The following is an 18048-nucleotide window of genomic DNA, read 5'->3' as shown; positions in this document are numbered from 1 at the left end:
ACCCAATAAAATACAACGGCGGAATCTTGAGACGCTCTCGATCGAAGTACGTTTTACGACCAGAACGATCGCGCCGGTGCAGCCCCGCCGCGTGGTTGCTCGCCGTGCTGTTCTTGGCCAGCGGAGATGCCGTCGCGATCGAATTCGCAACGGACATCGAACCGATCTTTCACGAGCATTGTCTGGACTGCCACGGACCGGATGAACAAAACAGCCAGTTTCGACTGGACCGCTTGGCGGTGTTGCTTGCCGGTGGCAATTCGGGCGAACCGGCGGTGGTGCCGGGTAATCCAGACGCCAGCTATTTGTTGTCGTTAGTCAAGCACGAAGAACCCGGGTGGGAGATGCCGCCCGATGGTGCGCTGTCGCCGGATGAAATCGATTTGATCGAACAATGGATCCGCGGCGGCGCGTCGACTCCGTCACGCTACGGACCGGCAAAGGAAAACGTGGAGCTGAAGCATTGGTCGTTCCAGCCGATCCGGCGTCCAGACCTGGCCGCCCCGAACAGCGACGGAATCGACGCGTTGATTCGACGCAAGCTGGCCGAGAACGGGCTGCAACCGTCACCGATCGCTGAACGCCGCGTCTTGATCCGCCGGCTGTACCTCGTGATGACGGGGCTGCCGCCGACTCCCGAGCAAATTGAGGCATTCGTCCGAGACGATCGGCACGATGCCTGGCAGCGACTGGTCGAAACGATTCTTGCCAGTCCGCATTACGGACAGCGATGGGCCAGCCATTGGTTGGACTTGGTCCGGTTCGGCGAAACGAACGGTTTTGAAACCAATCGCGAACGGCCGAACGCCTGGCACTATCGCGACTGGGTGATCGATTCGCTGAACGAAGACCTGCCTTATGACGAATTCATCCGCCAGCAGATCGCCGGCGACGCTTTGGGGGCCGACATCGGCACGGGATTCCTAGTCGCCGGTCCGCACGACATCGTCAAGGGCAAAGACCCCAAACTCGGTCTCGTCCAACGGATGAACGAACTGGACGACATGATCAACACGACCGGGACCGCCTTTCTGGGGTTAACGACCGGCTGTGCTCGATGCCACAACCACAAGTTTGATCCGATCAGCCAACGTGATTATTACGCCATGCAAGCCGTGTTTGCCGGGGTGCATCATGGTGAACGATCCCTGCCGCCGTCGAGTGAAACGAAGCAAACACTCACCGAGACCGAGGCCGAGATCGCGGAACTGACCGACAAGTTGCAGCCCTACGTTGCCGGGGAAACCATCGCGTCGATCGCGATCGATGAATCGAGGGCGCAGCCCGTTTTCCAGCCCGCCGGGACCGCGGCGAAACAGGGACGCGACGAAGCCGACTTCGGCGGCAAACGGTACACCTGGTGGAAAGCTCGACCGGGCGAAGAAACCGTCATCTACCATCCACGTGCCAGCGGTCTTCACCGCGTCTGGCTCAGCTGGGGCGCGGGCTACGCCACCCACTGCTGCGACGCGCGCTACGTGTTGCGTTCGGCGACGGGAGATCGCGAAATCTGCTCCGTCAATCAACAGCGGCTGGCCGATGGATCCGGCGAAGTCGATGGCGTGGCCAGATGGAGTGGCTTTTTCGATGCCGGGGTCCACGCGTTCTCGCCGGATGATCAACTCGTGCTGATCGCCGGAGACAGCGGGAGTGCCGTGACGGCGGATGTCGTCGTGCTGCAACCGGATTCACCATCGCACCGCTCAGGCCCGCCGGTGCTGCGTGCGACCGTCAATCCGGCTGAGAACGAAGAGCGTTTCGCCCCGCGGTTGGCCCGCTTTGTGCGTTTCACGATCGAACAAACCTCGGGCTCCCAAGCCTGTCTTGATGAGTTGGAGGTCTACGCCGGCGATCAAAACGTCGCACTGGCCAGTTCCGGTGCCACGACGAGTTCCTCTGGTGATTTTCAACACCCGCTGCACAAGCTGCTGCACATCAATGACGGGCGTTACGGCAATGCCCGCAGCTGGATCGTCGACTCGGTTGACGGTGGCTGGGTGCAAATCGAATTCCCCGAACCGACCGTGATCGACCGCATTGTTTGGGGACGCGACCGCGAACAAAGATACTCCGATCGCCTCGCCACGGCCTATCACATCGACGTGGCGACCGAGCCCGGCCACTGGGTACGTTTGGCGTCTTCGTCCGATCGTCGACCGCTCGGCAACGTCCAGCCCGAAGACGCGTCGTATCGCTTCGACCAGGTCTCGCCCGCCGACGCGCGCCGAGCAAGACAATGGCTGGATCGGCTCAAACAGGCCCGCCAACGAAAGGCCGCACTTGAAACGTCACCCCGAGTCTACGCCGGGACGTTTTCGCAACCCGGTCAAACCTATCGACTGTATCGCGGCGAACCCGATGCCCGCCGCGAACCGGTCGGCCCGAATGCGATTGAAGTGTTCGGATCGTTGAATTTGGATCAAGATGCACCGGAACGATCGCGCCGGCTGGCCCTGGCCGATTGGATTGCCGCCGCCGACAATCCGCTCACGCCGCGAGTGATCGTCAATCGACTGTGGCAATTTCATTTCGGCACCGGTATCGTCGACACGCCCAGCGATTTCGGCCACAACGGCGCCCCGCCCAGCCATCCCGAGTTGCTGGACTATCTGGCCAGCGAGTTGATCGAACAGGATTGGTCGCTCAAGCACATCCATCGTCTGATCTTGAATTCACACACCTGGCGGCAAAGCAATCGACCGCATCAGGACGGAAAGACCGTCGATGCCGATTGCCGATTGCTGTGGCGTTTCCCACCGCGCCGACGCGACGCCGAAACGATCCGCGATTCCATCCTGGCGGCCAGCGGTTCGCTTCGGCGTGACGCCACGGGCGGACCTGGATTTAGCGCCTTTGCGGTGCAACTGGAAAACGTCCGTCACTACCATCCGAAACAAGAGTATGGGCCCGAGGACTGGCGGCGCATGATCTACATGACCAAGGTGCGTCAAGAACGGGATCAAGTGTTCGGGGTCTTTGATTGTCCCGATGCCAGCATGGTTGTGCCCAAACGCAGCCGTTCCACGACGCCGCTGCAAGCACTGAATTTGCTCAACAGCCGATTCGTCATGCAGCAGGCCGAGCGTTTGGCGGCGCGGTTGGAAAACGAAGCCGAGACGCCGTCGGCGCGGATCACCCGTGCTTGGCATTTGTGTTTCGGTCGGCCGCCGACCGGCGACGAGTTATCCGACAGCGCCGCGTTCCTTGACCAAGAAGGGCTCGTCCAATTCGCCCGAGCGTTGCTCAACGCGAATGAGTTTGTGATGATCCCCTGAACCACTGTGTCCCCTACGCAAGCTGGAAGCTTACGCCACGATGAAACCCCTTCTGGACCGACGACAGTTTCTTTCCCAGACCGCCAGCGGCTTGGGGGGCATTGCGCTGGCGAGTCTGTTGCAGCAGCAAAACGCGTCGGCCGACGATCCACCGATCCGCCCCACGATCGACCCTTCGCGACCGTTCGCCGCGCGGCCGACACATCATCGGCCGGCGGCCAAGAACGTGCTCGTCATCTTTTGCTCGGGAGCGTGCAGCCAGATCGACACGTTCGACTACAAACCCGAGCTGATCAAACGCCACGGCCAGCCGATGCCGGGTGCCGAGGACTTGGTCACCTTCCAGGGCCAGCAAGGCATGCTGACCCAAAGCCCGTGGGAGTTCAAACCGCGTGGCCGGTCCGGGAAAATGGTCTCGCAGCTCGTGCCACAGTTGGCCGAGCTGGCCGATGACATGTGCTTCATTCACTCGTTGACCGGCAAGACGAACACCCACGGCCCGGGCGAAAATTTTATGTCCACCGGTTACACGTTGGACGGATTCCCCAGCATGGGTGCTTGGACGACCTGGGCCCTTGGAACCGAAAACGAAAACCTGCCTGCCTACGTCGCCATCTCTGACCCCCGCGGCACACCACAATCCAGCGTCAACAATTGGGGACCGGGTTTTCTGCCGGCGGCGTTCCAGGGCACCCAGTGGAGTGCGAACAAGCCGATCAGCAATCTGGAGATCCCCGCCGGTACCAGCGGCAAAACCGATCGCGCGACACGCCGTTTCTTGCAACGATTGAACGAACGGCACCTGCAGCAATTCCCGGGCGATGAAGAACTGGCCGCGCGGATTTCCAGTTACGAACTCGCCGCCAAAATGCAGCTTTCCGTCCCCGAGGTCACCGATCTGTCGACCGAGTCGAAGTCGACGTTGCGCGAGTACGGTGCCGACGATGCGGAGAACACGTTGAAAGCGCAGTTCGCTAAAAACTGCATCTTGGCACGACGGTTGATCGAGAAAGGTGTTCGCTTCGTCCAGCTGTTCAACGGGGCCTATCAAACCGGCGGCGAAGGCGTCAGCAATTGGGACGGCCACAAAAAGATCCACGAGCAATACAGCAAGCACGGACCGGTGCTCGATCAGCCCTGCGCCGCATTACTCCGCGACCTGAAGCGGAGAGGATTGTTGAAAGACACGCTGGTGGTGTGGACGACCGAATTCGGCCGCATGCCGACGTTTCAAAAAGGCGCCAGCGGTCGAGACCACAATCCCGACGGATTCACCGCCTGGATGATGGGGGCCGGAGTCAAGGCGCCGTTCACGTACGGGGCGACCGATGAATTTGGTTACAAAGCCGTGGAGGACGTCACGACCGTGTACGATTTCCACGCCACGATTCTGCATCTGTTGGGGCTCGATCATCGCCGATTGACGTTTTATCACAACGGATTCGAACGCCGCCTGACCGACGTCCATGGATCGGTGATCAAGCCCATCCTGGCGTGAACTCTGTTACGCTTCGCGCCGCGCGACGACGGCATCACTCAGGTCCTGCAACAGCAGCACGCTTTCGTCCCAGCCGATGCAGGCGTCGGTGATACTGAGTCCCGGCACCAATTCGCCGTCGGTCAAGCTTTGTTTGCCTTCCATCAGATTGCTTTCGATCATCACGCCCATGATCCTCAGGTCACCGTCGCTGAGTTGGCTGCAGACATCGCGGCAGACATAGCGTTGCCGCTTGGTGATTTTTCGGCTGTTCGCGTGACTGCAATCGACCATGATGCGTGCCGGCAGACCCGCCTGGGTCAACAGCGCCGACGCCTCATCGATACTCGCCGCGTCGTAATTGGTGTGCAATCCGCCGCGCAGGATGATGTGGCAGTCGCTGTTTCCCGCGGTTGCAAAGATGGCGGACGTTCCTTCTTTGGTCACCGACAAGAAGTGGTGGGGTTGCCGGGCGCTGCAAATCGCGTCGACGGCGATTTGGACATTGCCGGACGTGCCGTTTTTGAATCCGACCGGGCAGGACAAGCCGGATGAGAGTTCGCGGTGCCCTTGGCTTTCCGTCGTCCGGGCGCCGATTGCGCCCCAGCCCACCAGATCCGCGACGTATTGTGGGCTGATTAAATCCAGAAACTCGGTCCCGGTCGGCAGCCCCATGGCATTGATGTCGCGTAACAATCCCCGAGCGGTACGCAACCCGCGATTGATCTCGAAACTGTCATCCAATCCGGGGTCGTTGATCAAGCCTTTCCAGCCGACGGTGGTCCGCGGTTTTTCAAAGTACACCCGCATCACGATCAGCAACTGATCTTGGTGCTTTTGTTGTTCGACGGCCAAACGCTGCGCGTATTCCAGTGCCGCGCCGGGATCGTGGATCGAACAGGGGCCGATCACGACGACCAGCCGATCGTCCTGCTCAGCCAGGATCCGCTGGATGCCGGTCCGGGCCGCGAAAACCGTTTCCGCGATGGTCTCGTCCGCCGGAATCTCTGCCATCAATGCTTGCGGCGGCATCAGTTTCTTGATCGAACCGATACGTAGATCATCAATGGCGAACGATTGAGTGTTTTGTGTCATCGAGCGGCTTGGGCGTGGTATTTCAACAAGGTCTCGTGCGGTTCCGGGGACTGCCGTCAACGATTGACGATAATCAAAAACAGGGAACTCGGTAGGGAGAATTCTCGTCGGTTGGATGTGGAAGCAACGCGAAGGGGTGGGTTCGGGGACGCCTCGATCCCATTTCCTCTTTCGTGATGCATCACGGGCGGGCAAGGTTCGGATCCGCGCGATCATCGTTTTTTCTAGGCGATGAAGTCGTCGGCGAACCAGAACGAAGGACCGTCGGGCCGAAAGATCACGGGCCGAAGGGTCTGATGAGCGATGCCGACTCCTCGCAGATCGCACGCAAATGGAAGCAAGAATTGCACCCCAAGCCGGACAAACCGTCAACCCCCGACGTTTGCCCGCTCCCCGACTCTCCCCCGTGCAGTGATTCCATGGTCACCCGAATGACGCTGCCAAACGGTCGCAAGGCAACGCTGTGAAGTATTTTTTAGCGGTAGGGCGCGAGCGGGCTGTCGTTTTTGTGAGCCGCGGGCGCGTAAGCGGCCGGGCACTGCGACGCTGCCCGAGGCCTTACGGCCAGCGGCTCACCATTGACTCAGCAGATCCCGACTAAAACGACAGCCCGCTCGCGCCCTGCCGCTAACACCCCGTCCACGACGCCAGGACTGGACCGGGCGTTGCGTGACCGTTTCACCAGGTCGGCCCGGTGTTCTCTGCCGAAGCCCAGACGCGGTGCGCGGTGGCGGGGTCATCGCATCCGGCCAGCGGCGTTGCGCCGCGAGGCAAATCGTCGATGTCGTTTTTGACGACGCCGGAAACCTCACAACGAAGCGGCCTCGCATCGATCGGCCGCAACAGGCCATCGGCGGCACGCTGGAGCGTTAGTTCGACGTCGGGAAACTGCAGGAAGGTGTCGCGATCACCTTTGCCGTGCTGTTGTAAGTTCCCCCGCCAAACGAAGTCCTTCGGATCGGCATGGATTCGAAACAGCTGCCATTTCAAGGGCATCAACACGTTGCCAATGATCTGGCAGTCACTCGGATTGGCCGATTGTTCTTTTCCGGCGCCCACGCCGATTTCCATCGACACCTTGCAATCAATGAAGGTGTTGTGGGCCACGAGGGCGCCGCGCACGGGTGCGTAAGAGTTGAGTGCCCCATTGGGAACGCCGTTCATCATGCACAGGGCGGCGCGTTCGGCGTCGCCACGCAGGCCTTCGAAATAGTTGTTCGTGACCCGGTGATCTTGGCCGATCAGACGCACGCCGCCGGTGCCGCGTTGCTTGCGACCGAGAAACAGGTTGCCATCGACCAGACAGCGATGGCCGTGCCGCAGGGTTAAGGCGCCGGCGCAGGAATCAAACACATTGTGCCGGTAAATGTTGCCACAGGACTTGTTGGAAACGATCTCCGCCTCACCGTCGCATCGGTAAAAGTAGTTGTCTTCGACGACGCTTGCGCACTCAAACTCCGAGACCTCGCTGGTGCCGATGCGAATCGTCTCGCCGCCGTTGCGTCCCAGTTCGGGACGCGGCCCGAACTGGTTGTGATCGATGCGGTGGTGCTCCGGGACATCTCTCACCCAGACGACAAGCGTGGTCCCTCGACTCTTCTTGCCACCGAAGTAGCAATGGTCGACGCGGTTGTGGGTTCCATAAATGGAGAGCCAACGGGACTCGATCCCCGCGTCCGAATCCGCCGTTTGTTCGAACGAACAATTGGTGATTCGACAATGGTGGGCAAGGCGTTGGCTGTGCGTTCTCAGCTGCACCACGTCGCTGACGCCCGCCGGATCGACAAAAGCAAACCCAGAAACTTCAACATGGGTTCCCGAAACTCGAAATTCGGTCGCGCCGGAAAACACCACCCCACCGGGGCGTTGCGGGCGAATGCTGATCGGGGCGTCTTGCGTTCCCGGCAGCTGATCGAACGTCAGCTTTGCATCCTGCCAGTCGCCGTCGGCGAGCACGATGGAGTCACCCGCGGCGATCTGCCTGAGTACCGATTTCAGTTCGCTAGGCTGCTCGATCAGAAATTCTTTGCCCAGAACCGGGCATTGAAGCAGTGCCGCGAGGCAGCCCAGCAGGAGAGCAACAGAAGTGACCACGGGGGAACGTCCAAACCTGTCAATCATGCCAAAGCTCTTGATGGGGTGTGCCCGATGCCTCCGCCGGCGCATCAGGTAAACGATACACTCAAGGAATTCCCAAAACACCGGAGCGTTCCACCGTTTTACCCGATCCGCCAGCCCACCGCCGGTGTTGATTCAGTCCCGGCGGTCCCACCGATCGACATCGCGAGAAGACTGACCCGAAATCCTTTTCAACACAAAAAGAGCCGAACCGATGCGTTTATCCGCAGTTGTCGCCCTCTGCGTTTCCTCCGTCTTCACCGCCACGGTCGCCGCCGAGGACTGGTCGCGTTTTCGCGGCGCCCAAGGCCAGGGGATCGCGGAGGGGACGATCCCCCTGACCTGGAGTGGCGAGAAAAACTTGGCCTGGTCCGTGGAGCTTCCCGGGGAAGGCTCCTCGTCGCCGATCGTCGTCGACAATCGTGTCTTCGTGACTTGCTATTCCGGCAGCGGCTCCGATGCCAAACGGCACATCGTGTGTCTGAACGCGGATTCCGGAAACCAGCTTTGGACCGATGCGATCAGCGGCCCGGCGCGTGAAGACGCCTACCAGGGATACATCACCGAGCACGGCTATGCCAGCGGCACACCGGTTTCCGATGGGAAACACGTCTACGCATTCTTCGGCAAAGCCGGCGTGGCCGCCTGGACCGTCGAGGGCAAGAAAGTGTGGCAGCGAGACGTGGGCCAAATGTCCAGCAACCGGCGATGGGGATCCGGTTCAAGCCCCGTGCTGCACGACGGGATCTTGATCGTCAATGCATCCGAGGAGGCCCGCGCGATCATCGGTTTGGATGCCGCGACGGGCAACGAAGTATGGAAAGCCGAATACGATCTTCTGGAACTCTGTTACGCGACACCGATTCTGGCCAAGGGCGAAGGCGACGTGATCGAAGCGGTGATCTCGATGCCCGGCGAAGTTTGGGGGTTGAACGCGACCACCGGCAAGATCCGTTGGTTTTGTGAGATCGGCAACGGCGGCAACGTCAGCCCCAGTGTCGTCCTCAGCGAGGATGCGTTCTACACGTTCGGCGGCTATCCGGCGCAACAGACCAACGCGATTCGGCGTGGCGGTCGCAAGGACATCACCGACACGCATCACCTCTGGGAGAGCCGCGACAGCAGCTACGTTCCCACGCCGCTGTACTTTGACGGCCATCTCTATTGGGTCAGCCATCGCGGCCAGGCCTTTGTCGTCGATGCCAAGACCGGAGAAACCGTGACGCGAGAGCGTTTGGATGACCTCAAGTCGGGCGGCAGTCCCGTGTATGCCTCGCCGATCAAAGTCGGAGCGCACCTTTATGTCGTCACGCGTCGCAGCGGGACGTACGTCTTTGAAGCGACACCCGAGATGAAGCAGGTTGCCAAGAGCGAACCGCTGGACGAATCGGACTTCAACGCCACAACGGCCATCTCAAACGGCCGAGCCTACCTGCGCAGCAACCAAGCGATCTACTGCGTGAAGTAGGCTGGGATAGGGGAGACATTTTGCGGTAAGTCGCTTCTCGATTTAGCGGTAGGGCGCGAGCCCTCCGGTCTTTCACGCTGAAACCGGACGGCTCACGGACTGTCGGTTTTGTGAGCCGTGACGCTTCAGCGGCCGGGCATGCCGGCGCCCGCCCGAGGCCTTACGGCCAGCGGCTCACCATTGACTCAACAGTTCCCGACTAGACCGCCCGTTCGAGCCGCTGCGCCAACACCTCCAGGCTACTCCCGGGTCTCTCGACGGGATATGTTAGCGGCGTCGTTCCTCCTCTCCCTTCCTCCATTGACTGCAAGATTCCTCGATGCCAACTTCACGTCCCGTTGCACTTGTGACCGGTTCTGCGACCGGTGTCGGCCGCGCCTGCGTGCTGCAATTCGCCCGCCGCGGATATGATGTCGTCGTCAACTACTCCCGCAGCGAGGCCGAAGCCCTGGACACTGCCGGCGAAGCGAAGGCCTTGGGGGCGAAGGTGCTTGTGGAAGGTTGTGACGTTTCCGATGACGCGCGCGTCCGGAAAATGGTTCTCAACGTCGGCGAAGCCTTCGGGCGATTGGACGTCTTGGTCAACAACGCGGCGACGACATCATTCATCGAACACCGCGACTTGGAAGGCCTGACCGAATCGATGTGGGACCGGATGTTGGCGGTCAATTTGAAAGGCGCGTTCTTTGTCACGCGGGCGGCCGCCGATTTGTTACGGGCCGGCGGTTCGGGAAGCGTTGTCAATGTCAGCTCCGTCGCCGGGATCACCGGCAGCGGGTCGTCGATCGCCTACTGCGCGACGAAGGCCGGCCTGAACACGATGACCAAATCACTGGCCCGTGTGCTGGCGCCCGAAGTCCGCGTCAACGCGGTTTGCCCCGGCCCGATCGACAGTCGATGGATCAAGGAGGGCAACCCGAAATGGGACCTCGATGCGATGGTCGCCGGCTATCCGATCCCCAAGGCGTCCCAGCCGGACGACATCGCCGACGCCGTGTTGTTCTTCGCCACCGGAACCGCGATGACGACCGGCCAGATCCTGAGCGTCGACGGCGGTCAGACGCTGCTGTAGCTCGGCAGTCTGGAACGTGGCGTAAGCTTCCAGCTTGCGATTCCGGTAACGCAAGCTGGAAGCATGCGCCACGTTCCTCTTCCGCAGGTCTCTGCAGGGTTGAAGCCGATTTCAACTGCGGAACCCTGCTAAGCTAGTAGCTGAACACTGGATGGTCGTGGGCACCGTCAGGGGATGACGATCGCCGTGATGGTGTGATGGGTGACGACAGGTACTCGATGGGTCTGCGATCATGAATGAAGTCGAGGGACGACGCCCGCTGAAGACACGCCAATGGAAGGTGTTTCAGTACGCAGCGGAACGACTGGCGCAGACCCGCGTGACGCCCAACATGATCAGCACCGCCAGCATCGTCTTCGGCGTCATCGCCGGCCTGTCGCTGGCCGGAACGTCGCTGGCGGAATCGTCTGGCGCCCTCGCGATCCTCTATCTAGCGGCAGCCGGTTGCATGCAACTGCGGTTGATCGCCAACTTGCTCGACGGCATGGTGGCCGTCGAAGGGGGGAAAGCGTCTCCGGTGGGCGTGTTGTACAACGAGGTTCCCGATCGTATCTCGGACGCCGCGATTCTGATCGGCGCGGGATACTCGTTGGCCTCGCGCGCCGAACTGGGCCTGGCCGCGGCGGTCGTTGCCGTCTTTGTCGCCTACGTCCGCGCCATCGGATCCAGCGCGGGCGCGGGTGAAGTCTTTGCCGGGCCGATGGCCAAGCCGCAGCGAATGGCGTTGATGACGTTCGGTTGCGTCCTCTGTGCGTTCCTCTCGCTGGCAAGCTCGGGACCGACCGGACGCTGGCAAGCCCCTGTCATGGGAGCGGTCTTGGGATTGATCATCGTCGGCGGTGTCATCACCTCGGTGCGCCGTCTGAGGATCATTTCCGAAACACTGCATGCCGGAATGAGACGCGAGGTCGTGCTGCCATCGGACGACGAATCCGAAGCCGAAGCCGATGCCACGCAGGGGAATTAGATTTGTTCGAACACCTCTCGCCAGAGATTCATTTGACGTTCGCCGGGATCGCAGGGTTGCTGCTGCTTGCCAACGCGATTTTATTTTTGCGGAAGCGTTCCGCCCCCGATCGCGATGACACCGAATTGGTGCTTCGCGTTCGGACGTGGTGGATCATCGTGGTGTCCTTTGCGGCAGTGTTGGCCGTTTCGACGACAACGGCAATCGTCTTTTTTGGCTTCGTCAGTTTTCTCGCCTTGAAGGAGTTCTTGTCGCTCATTCCGACGCGGCGGGCTGATCATCGCGTGTTGTTTTGGGCTTATTTGGCGATCCCCTTGCAATACATTTGGGTGGGAACCGTGTGGTTCGGGATGTTCATCATTTTTATTCCCGTTTACATGTTCATCTGGTTGCCGACTCGGATGGTGTTGATCGGCGAGACCAAGGGATTTTTGCGCGCGATCGGGACGGTCCAGTGGGGATTGATGACCACGGTCTTTAGCCTGTCCCATGCCGCCATGCTGCTGATGATCCGGCCCGGCGAGTCGGCTCGCGTGATGGCGGTCGGGGCGGATGACGGGGCCGTCGCATCCGGCGGCGCGGCGCTGTTGGTGTTGCTGGTCTTGTTGACTCAGTTCAACGATGTGGCGCAGTTTTGTTGGGGGAAAACGATCGGCAAAAAGAAGGTCGTCCCCAAGGTCAGCCCGGGCAAGACGGTCGGCGGATTGATCGGCGGCGTCGCGTCCACCGTCGCACTGGCGGCATGTGTCGGTCCCTGGTTGACCTATCTTGATCTGCCGAGATCGTTGTTGGCCGGTCTGATCATCGGTGTCGCCGGGTTCGCAGGGGATATTTCGATTTCCGCGCTCAAGCGTGATCTAGGCGTCAAGGATTCCGGCAGCACGTTACCCGGTCATGGAGGCGTGCTGGACCGAGTCGACAGTCTGACCTACACCGCGCCGTTGTTCTTTCACTTTATCTATTACTGTTACGGTTGAACGATGGCGGACATCCTGCGTTTTCTCTACTTTCTGTTGATCGTGCGACCGGTCATCTTGATTGTGATCGGCTTGAACGTCCGCCGATCGAATCTGTTGCCAGACAAAGGGCCCGCTGTCATTGTCGCCAATCACAACAGCCATCTCGATACGATGGTCTTGATGACGTTGTTCGGGATGCGGCGGTTGAAGGATGTGCATCCGGTCGCCGCGGCAGATCATTTTTTGCGCAACCGACTGATGGCGTGGTTTTCGACCAAAATCATTGGAATCATTCCGCTGGAGCGCGAAGTGAAAGGTGTGCGCCGAGACCCTTTGGCCGGAATCTGCGAGGCACTGGACGATGGCAAAATCCTGATTCTCTTTCCCGAAGGCAGTCGGGGGACGCCTGAAGTGCGGGACGAGTTCAAAACGGGCATCGCCCACGTCGCCCGGCGCTATCCCGAAGTTCCCTTCACGCCGGTTTTCATGCATGGGCTGGGCCGTTCTCTGCCCAAGGGCGAAGGCATCTTGGTGCCCTTCTTTTGCGACGTGTTCATCGGCCAAGCCGTTTACTGGACCGGCAAGAAGGCCAGCTTTATGGACAGGATTTGCGATGCGATGAATGAGTTGGAAGCGGAAAAAGAAATCCCACGCTGGGAACCTTCTTAGGGTGGCCGAGACGGCTGTCGGTTTAGTCTGGATCTGCTGAGTCATTGGTGAGCCGCTGGCCGTAAGGCCTCGGGCAACGTCGCAGTGCCCGGCCGCTCACGCGTCGCGGTGCCCGGCCGCTCACGCGTCGCGGCTCACAAATCGACAGCCCGCGAGCCCTGCGGTGTTGTGGCAGAGAGGAAGAACCGGAGGGCTCGCGCCCTGCCGCTAAAACCTCAAGCGGCACATGGGGAAATGCTTCCCAGCGTTACCGAGAAGGGGGTCAAAGGATCGGGGCGAACAGACGCGCGATTTGCGAGCCCGCGACCGACCACCAACGCCGCGCGGCAAGATCGTCTGGAGTGATTTCCTTTGAATGGGCAAAGTCGTTCAACAGCATCTGTTCGACTTCGCTGGTGAAATCATCGTCGATCGTCAGCACGGTGATCTCGAAATTCAATCGAAACGAGCGGTTGTCAAAATTGGCGGTCCCGATCGCCGAGGCGTATTCGTCGACCAGGACGACTTTCTGGTGCAGAAATCCGTCACCGTATTCGTACACCTTCACGCCCGCTTGCAGGACTTGGTTGACGTAGGACATCGCGGCCAGCTTGATCCACGGCTTGTCCGGAATTCCGGGGATCAAGACGCGGACGTCGACGCCACGGAGGGCCGCCAGTTGCAGTGCCGTGATCACCCCCTCGTCGGGCACGAAGTACGGCGTGGCGATCCAAATCCGGTCGTCGGCCGAATTGATCGCGTGCGTGAAGAACAGCCCACAGGTCTCGTAGTCATCAGCGGGACCGCTCGGCAGCACGAACACCATCCGATCGTGCTCCATCGACGGTTGCGGTTCCCAGGTGACGTCGGGCATCGACTCGGTCGCCCAGTACCAGTCTTCGACGAAGGCGAGTTGAGTCGCGAGCACGGCCGGTCCGCTGATCGACAGGTGCGTGTCGCGCCAGGGAGTCAACCTGGGGTGCATGCCGATGTATTCGTCACCGACGTTGTGGCCGCCGACAAACGCGATTCGGCCGTCCACGATGACGATCTTGCGATGGTTGCGAAAATTGATCTGGAATCGGTTTCGCCAGCCCCGCGTCGTTCTCATCCCTGTGATATGGACGCCGGCCGCGGTCAATTCGTTGACAAATGCTTTCGGGATGCCGCTGGACCCGATGTCGTCGTACAGCAGGTAGACCGACAAGCCGCGTTTCGCCTGCGCGATCAGTCGGTCTTTCAGCTGTCGTCCCAGCGAGTCGTCGTGGATGATGAAGAACTGAACCAGGATGTAGGTTGTCGCCGCATCGATTTCCGCAAAGATCGCATCGAACGTGGCTCGGCCATTGACCAACAGACGCGTGTCGTTGTTTCGAGTGAACCGCATCCGGGCCAGCTGTTCCAACGCACGCGCTTCACCGAAGCGCGTGCCCAGATCGACGGTGTAGGGCGTCAATTGACGTCGGACGTCATCCAGATTGTCGATCGCATCGCTGGTCCGGTCACGACGCAAATTGACGTAGCCCTGGAATTTATTGCGGCCGAAAATCCAGTAGGCGGGGACCGCAAAAAAAGGCCAGGTGACCAGCGTGATCGCCCAGGCGACGGCACCCTGTGAGGTCCGCGTCGTCATCACCGCCTGGACGGCCGACACAATGCCGAGCAACACAAACACAAAGACGGTGGCACCGAAGACCGACAGATTGGTGGGGGAGGGATCGATCATGAAACGCTTGTTGCCGGGTGGCGGGACGGACAAGGACGATTCTATGCGATCAATGTCTCGCCTAGGGCTTCGTCAACTCTTAAACTTAGGACGACCGATTTTTCGAGTACGATGGCCCTTCCGGGCCGTCGTCCGCTGGACTCCCGACGACGACCTCGAAAGGACGTCGTACATCGGTCTGCTGACCACATCACACTCAATCGACGAGATCATGAGGATTCGGTCGATTGAAACTCTTTCGCTTCCCGAACCTTTTCGCCGCGCTGTGGTTCCTTTAAAGTAAATGAATGGATGGAAGTCTTTTCTTGTCGTGAGGCCCCCGATTGCGTGCTCTTGTTCGAACCGACGCCGGGACGGTGTGGAAAGACATTGCCGCGGTGACGTGTGGACCCGGTCAAGTGCTCGTTCAAGTTTCGCTGGTCGGATTGTGCCGGACCGATTTGGCGGTCGCTGCGGGACGAATCAAAGTCAAGACGCCGAGGATTCTTGGGCATGAGTTTGTCGGACGCGTCGTCTCGGCGGGATCGGATGTTCGCCGCATTTCGATCGGTGACAAGATCGCCGCGGATCCGGTGCTGCGATGTGGACGCTGTGATCGCTGCCTCGGTGGTTGGCAATACGCGTGTCCGTCGGCAGAGTTTATGGGCGTCGATGTCGATGGAGCGATCGCCGAACGTGTCGCGATCCCTGAGCAAAACGCCTGGCGGATTCCCGACTCGCTTGATGATCGTATCGCCGCGTTGCTCGAACCGGTGGCGGCCTGTGCAGCGGTGATGAAGGCACCGATTGGGAAAACTCAGTTTGGTGTCGTCTTTGGCCACAGTCGTTTGGCAAGATTGACGGCGATGATCTTGCAATCACGCGGCTTCGAAAACATTCGCTGCGTCCCTCCGAACGAGGCGCCGACCGAAACAGACGCGTATGACTTTGCGATCGACACCGAAGGCACGACGGATTCGCTCACACAGCTTGTCGACTGCCTTCGTCCGGGCGGAGTCTTGGTGCTCAAAAGCCGCCCGCTGCGACCGCTGGCCTTGGACCTGAAAGCGATGTTGCCCAAGGAGCACCAGATCTTTCCGGTCAACTATGCAGAATTTGGCGAAGCGAGCCGCTTGTTGCTCGATCCCGCGATTGATTTCGCATCGTTGTTGGGAGACGTTTGGAGTGCGGATCAGTCGGATCAGGCTTTTCAGGCGGCAGAAAACGATGCGTTTCGAAAACACTTTATCGAGCTGACATCGGTCCCGGCTCGTCCTCCCGAAGCGAGAACGCAGCATCAATGTGTGCCATCGTCGGATGCGTGAGTTCGGGGAATCCCCGAATGCTGAACCGCCGGCGATTGATCCAGGCGACCGAATCGATGGCCCATCGCGGGCCCGATGGGACCGCCGTTTGGCTGCAGGGCGGAAACGATGCAACCGGTTCATTCGGGCTGGGACATTGCCGCCTGGCGGTCAATGGAGGCCCGTCGGCATGCCAACCGATCCGCAACCGTGCAGGCACGTTGTCGATTGTCGTCAACGGAGAACTTTATGACCCCGACGACGTCCTGCGGCGGCGACTGGAAGACCAAGGACATCGATTCGCAACCTCCAGCGACAGTGAGCTTGCGCTGCATCTTTACGCCCAACACGGGTTGCAGTTCGTCCAATACCTGCGCGGCGAATTTGCGATTCTGATCCATGACGCGATCGCCGAATGTATCGTCGCCGTCCGTGATCGATTCGGGATCAAGCCGCTGCTCTATACCCAGGCAGCAGGCGAAATCTGGTTCGCCTCACAAGCACGTGCGTTCGCTGCCGCGGGGATACCGTTGGAGCGGGACATGGAATCGGTCTGGCACGCGATGAGTTTTCAATACACGCTGCCCGATCGCACGCTGCATCGGAATGTCTACCAGATTCCGCCCGGCCATGTCGCGGTCGCCCAGGCCGAGACCGTCACACTGCGACAATACTGGGATTTGGATTACCCCAGATTGATCGATCAGCAATCGCACAGCCGCCGGGAAGATCCACGGGATACAGCCGCTGCCTTCGCGGATCGCTTGGATGAAGCGGTCAAGATACGGTTGCGGGGGGATGTTCCCCTGGTGGCCCATCTCAGCGGCGGCATCGATTCGTGCAGTGTCTTGGAATCGGCTTCGCGGCAAGGTGCCGTTGCCTCGGCGTTTTCGATCGGTTTTCCCGGACAACGCGACCACGATGAAACCACGTTTGCGATCGAAATGGCGGCGCGGACGGGCGTTGCATTCCACGGCGTTGACGGCGCCCCGGACCGATTGATCGATGCCATCGGGCAAGCGGTTGCGACCAGCGAAGGCTGGTGCGTCAACGGGCATTTGCCCGCCAAGTTCCTGCTCAGCCGGGCGATTTCCGATGCCGGGTACAAAGTCGCACTGACCGGCGAAGGGGCAGACGAGCTGCTGGCCGGATACGCCCATCTGAAAATCGATCTCTGCCGACAGACGGCGCCGAGTGCGATTGAAACGATCCATGCAGACAATCGAAACTCCTACGGCAGCATGCTCCCCGCTGCCGGCGCCGCGCTGCCGACGCGGGCGATCCACGACGCGTTGGGGTTCCTGCCGACGTTCCTGGCTGCCAAAGCGTCACAGGGTTGGATGCTCCGCTCGCACGTCAGACGAGATTTCCTGGCGCAGTTCGACGGACGAGACGCGATGGAAGAACTCGCCGCCGGTGTAATCAATCACGAACAACTACGTGACCGGCATGTCATCCACCAGTCACTCTATTGTTGGATCAAGACGGCTTTGGCACAGAACATTTTGCGCACCTTGGGCGACGGATGCGAAGCGGCGCACGGCACCGAGGGCCGATTGCCGATGTTGGACCATCTGCTGTTCGAATGGGTGAAAGATCAGCCCGTTTCCAGTTTGCTCCGCCCCCATTCCCCTCGATCGTCACGCTCCCCTTCCGCTCACAGCGGCAGCGGATTCACCGACAAATGGCTGCTTCGCACGGCGATGCGGGATCGTTTGCCGACGTGCATTGCCGAGCGTCCGAAACAACCCTTTGACGCGCCGCCGCTGGCAGACAGCCTGCTGCGATGTCGGCGGATCAGAGACTACGTGCAGTCAAAAATCGACGACCATCCGTTCTTCGATTCAGAAAAGGTTCAAACGACGTTGTCGAGCATGCAACACGCGAGCCGCGAAACCAAGACCGCCACCGACCCGTTATGGTGGATGCTGCTCTCCTCCACCGTGGCGTAAGCTTCCAG

Annotated in this window: 13 protein-coding genes; 10 read left to right on the top strand and 3 right to left on the bottom strand. The window is 60.3% G+C overall.

Translation table 11 applies throughout. From position 1 onward, the window contains the following. The first annotated feature begins 104 nt into the window (after nucleotides 1–104). Together Enr13x_RS35800 and Enr13x_RS35795 are read left to right on the top strand one after the other, a co-directional pair. The gene (locus Enr13x_RS35800; RefSeq protein WP_315857120.1) at nucleotides 105–3275 is read left to right on the top strand and encodes a PSD1 and planctomycete cytochrome C domain-containing protein; all 3171 of its coding nucleotides are present in this window, start codon (nucleotides 105–107) and stop codon (nucleotides 3273–3275) included. Nucleotides 3276–3315: 40 nt separating this feature from the next. After that, entirely contained in the window at nucleotides 3316–4773 is a 1458-nt protein-coding gene (locus tag Enr13x_RS35795; protein WP_145391721.1) for a DUF1501 domain-containing protein, read from the top strand. 6 nt (nucleotides 4774–4779) lie between these two features. On the opposite strand, the gene Enr13x_RS35790 is transcribed toward Enr13x_RS35795, so the two are convergent. After that, nucleotides 4780–5847, bottom strand: a complete 1068-nt coding sequence (locus Enr13x_RS35790) for a 3-deoxy-7-phosphoheptulonate synthase (RefSeq protein WP_145391720.1) — start codon at nucleotides 5845–5847, stop codon at nucleotides 4780–4782. A 296-nt stretch (nucleotides 5848–6143) separates the two neighbouring features. Between Enr13x_RS35790 and Enr13x_RS38685 the strand changes: the two genes are divergently transcribed. Further along, nucleotides 6144–6314: a hypothetical protein gene (locus Enr13x_RS38685; protein WP_197455620.1), complete on the top strand. Its 171-nt coding sequence runs from the start codon at nucleotides 6144–6146 to the stop codon at nucleotides 6312–6314. Nucleotides 6315–6525: 211 nt separating this feature from the next. Here the strand turns inward: Enr13x_RS38685 and Enr13x_RS35785 are convergent, their stop codons facing one another. Then, the gene (locus Enr13x_RS35785; protein ID WP_197455619.1) at nucleotides 6526–7968 is read right to left on the bottom strand and encodes a polysaccharide lyase 6 family protein; all 1443 of its coding nucleotides are present in this window, start codon (nucleotides 7966–7968) and stop codon (nucleotides 6526–6528) included. A gap of 211 nt (nucleotides 7969–8179) precedes the next feature. Here Enr13x_RS35785 and Enr13x_RS35780 point away from each other — a divergent pair, with 211 nt between their 5' ends. The 5 genes from Enr13x_RS35780 (at nucleotide 8180) to Enr13x_RS35760 (ending at nucleotide 13100) form a co-directional block, all read left to right on the top strand. Then, the gene (locus Enr13x_RS35780; RefSeq protein ID WP_145391718.1) at nucleotides 8180–9433 is read left to right on the top strand and encodes an outer membrane protein assembly factor BamB family protein; all 1254 of its coding nucleotides are present in this window, start codon (nucleotides 8180–8182) and stop codon (nucleotides 9431–9433) included. 319 nt (nucleotides 9434–9752) lie between these two features. After that, nucleotides 9753–10505, top strand: coding sequence for an SDR family NAD(P)-dependent oxidoreductase (locus Enr13x_RS35775; RefSeq protein ID WP_145391717.1), 753 nt, complete (start codon nucleotides 9753–9755; stop codon nucleotides 10503–10505). A 232-nt stretch (nucleotides 10506–10737) separates the two neighbouring features. Beyond that, nucleotides 10738–11472 carry a CDP-alcohol phosphatidyltransferase family protein gene (locus tag Enr13x_RS35770; RefSeq protein WP_145391716.1) on the top strand — a complete coding sequence of 245 codons (735 nt, stop codon included), beginning with the start codon at nucleotides 10738–10740 and terminating at the stop codon, nucleotides 11470–11472. Between the two features lie 2 nt (nucleotides 11473–11474). Then, nucleotides 11475–12449, top strand: coding sequence for a phosphatidate cytidylyltransferase (locus Enr13x_RS35765; protein WP_145391715.1), 975 nt, complete (start codon nucleotides 11475–11477; stop codon nucleotides 12447–12449). A gap of 3 nt (nucleotides 12450–12452) precedes the next feature. Further along, nucleotides 12453–13100 carry a lysophospholipid acyltransferase family protein gene (locus tag Enr13x_RS35760; protein WP_145391714.1) on the top strand — a complete coding sequence of 216 codons (648 nt, stop codon included), beginning with the start codon at nucleotides 12453–12455 and terminating at the stop codon, nucleotides 13098–13100. 262 nt (nucleotides 13101–13362) lie between these two features. Here Enr13x_RS35760 and cls read toward each other — a convergent pair whose 3' ends face one another. Further along, nucleotides 13363–14805 (bottom strand): cardiolipin synthase, encoded by a 1443-nt coding sequence (cls, locus tag Enr13x_RS35755; RefSeq protein WP_145391713.1) that lies wholly within the window; start codon nucleotides 14803–14805, stop codon nucleotides 13363–13365. 323 nt (nucleotides 14806–15128) lie between these two features. Here cls and Enr13x_RS35750 point away from each other — a divergent pair, with 323 nt between their 5' ends. Both Enr13x_RS35750 and asnB read left to right on the top strand, forming a co-directional pair. Then, entirely contained in the window at nucleotides 15129–16109 is a 981-nt protein-coding gene (locus tag Enr13x_RS35750; RefSeq protein ID WP_145391712.1) for a zinc-dependent alcohol dehydrogenase, read from the top strand. A 17-nt stretch (nucleotides 16110–16126) separates the two neighbouring features. Next, nucleotides 16127–18040, top strand: coding sequence for an asparagine synthase (glutamine-hydrolyzing) (asnB, locus tag Enr13x_RS35745; protein ID WP_197455618.1), 1914 nt, complete (start codon nucleotides 16127–16129; stop codon nucleotides 18038–18040). Nucleotides 18041–18048: the final 8 nt, after the last annotated feature.

The organism is Stieleria neptunia (assembly GCF_007754155.1).
Classification (GTDB): domain Bacteria; phylum Planctomycetota; class Planctomycetia; order Pirellulales; family Pirellulaceae; genus Stieleria; species Stieleria neptunia.
Note: the sequence above shows the minus strand (reverse complement) of the source record. Positions and strands in the feature narration are given on the sequence as shown.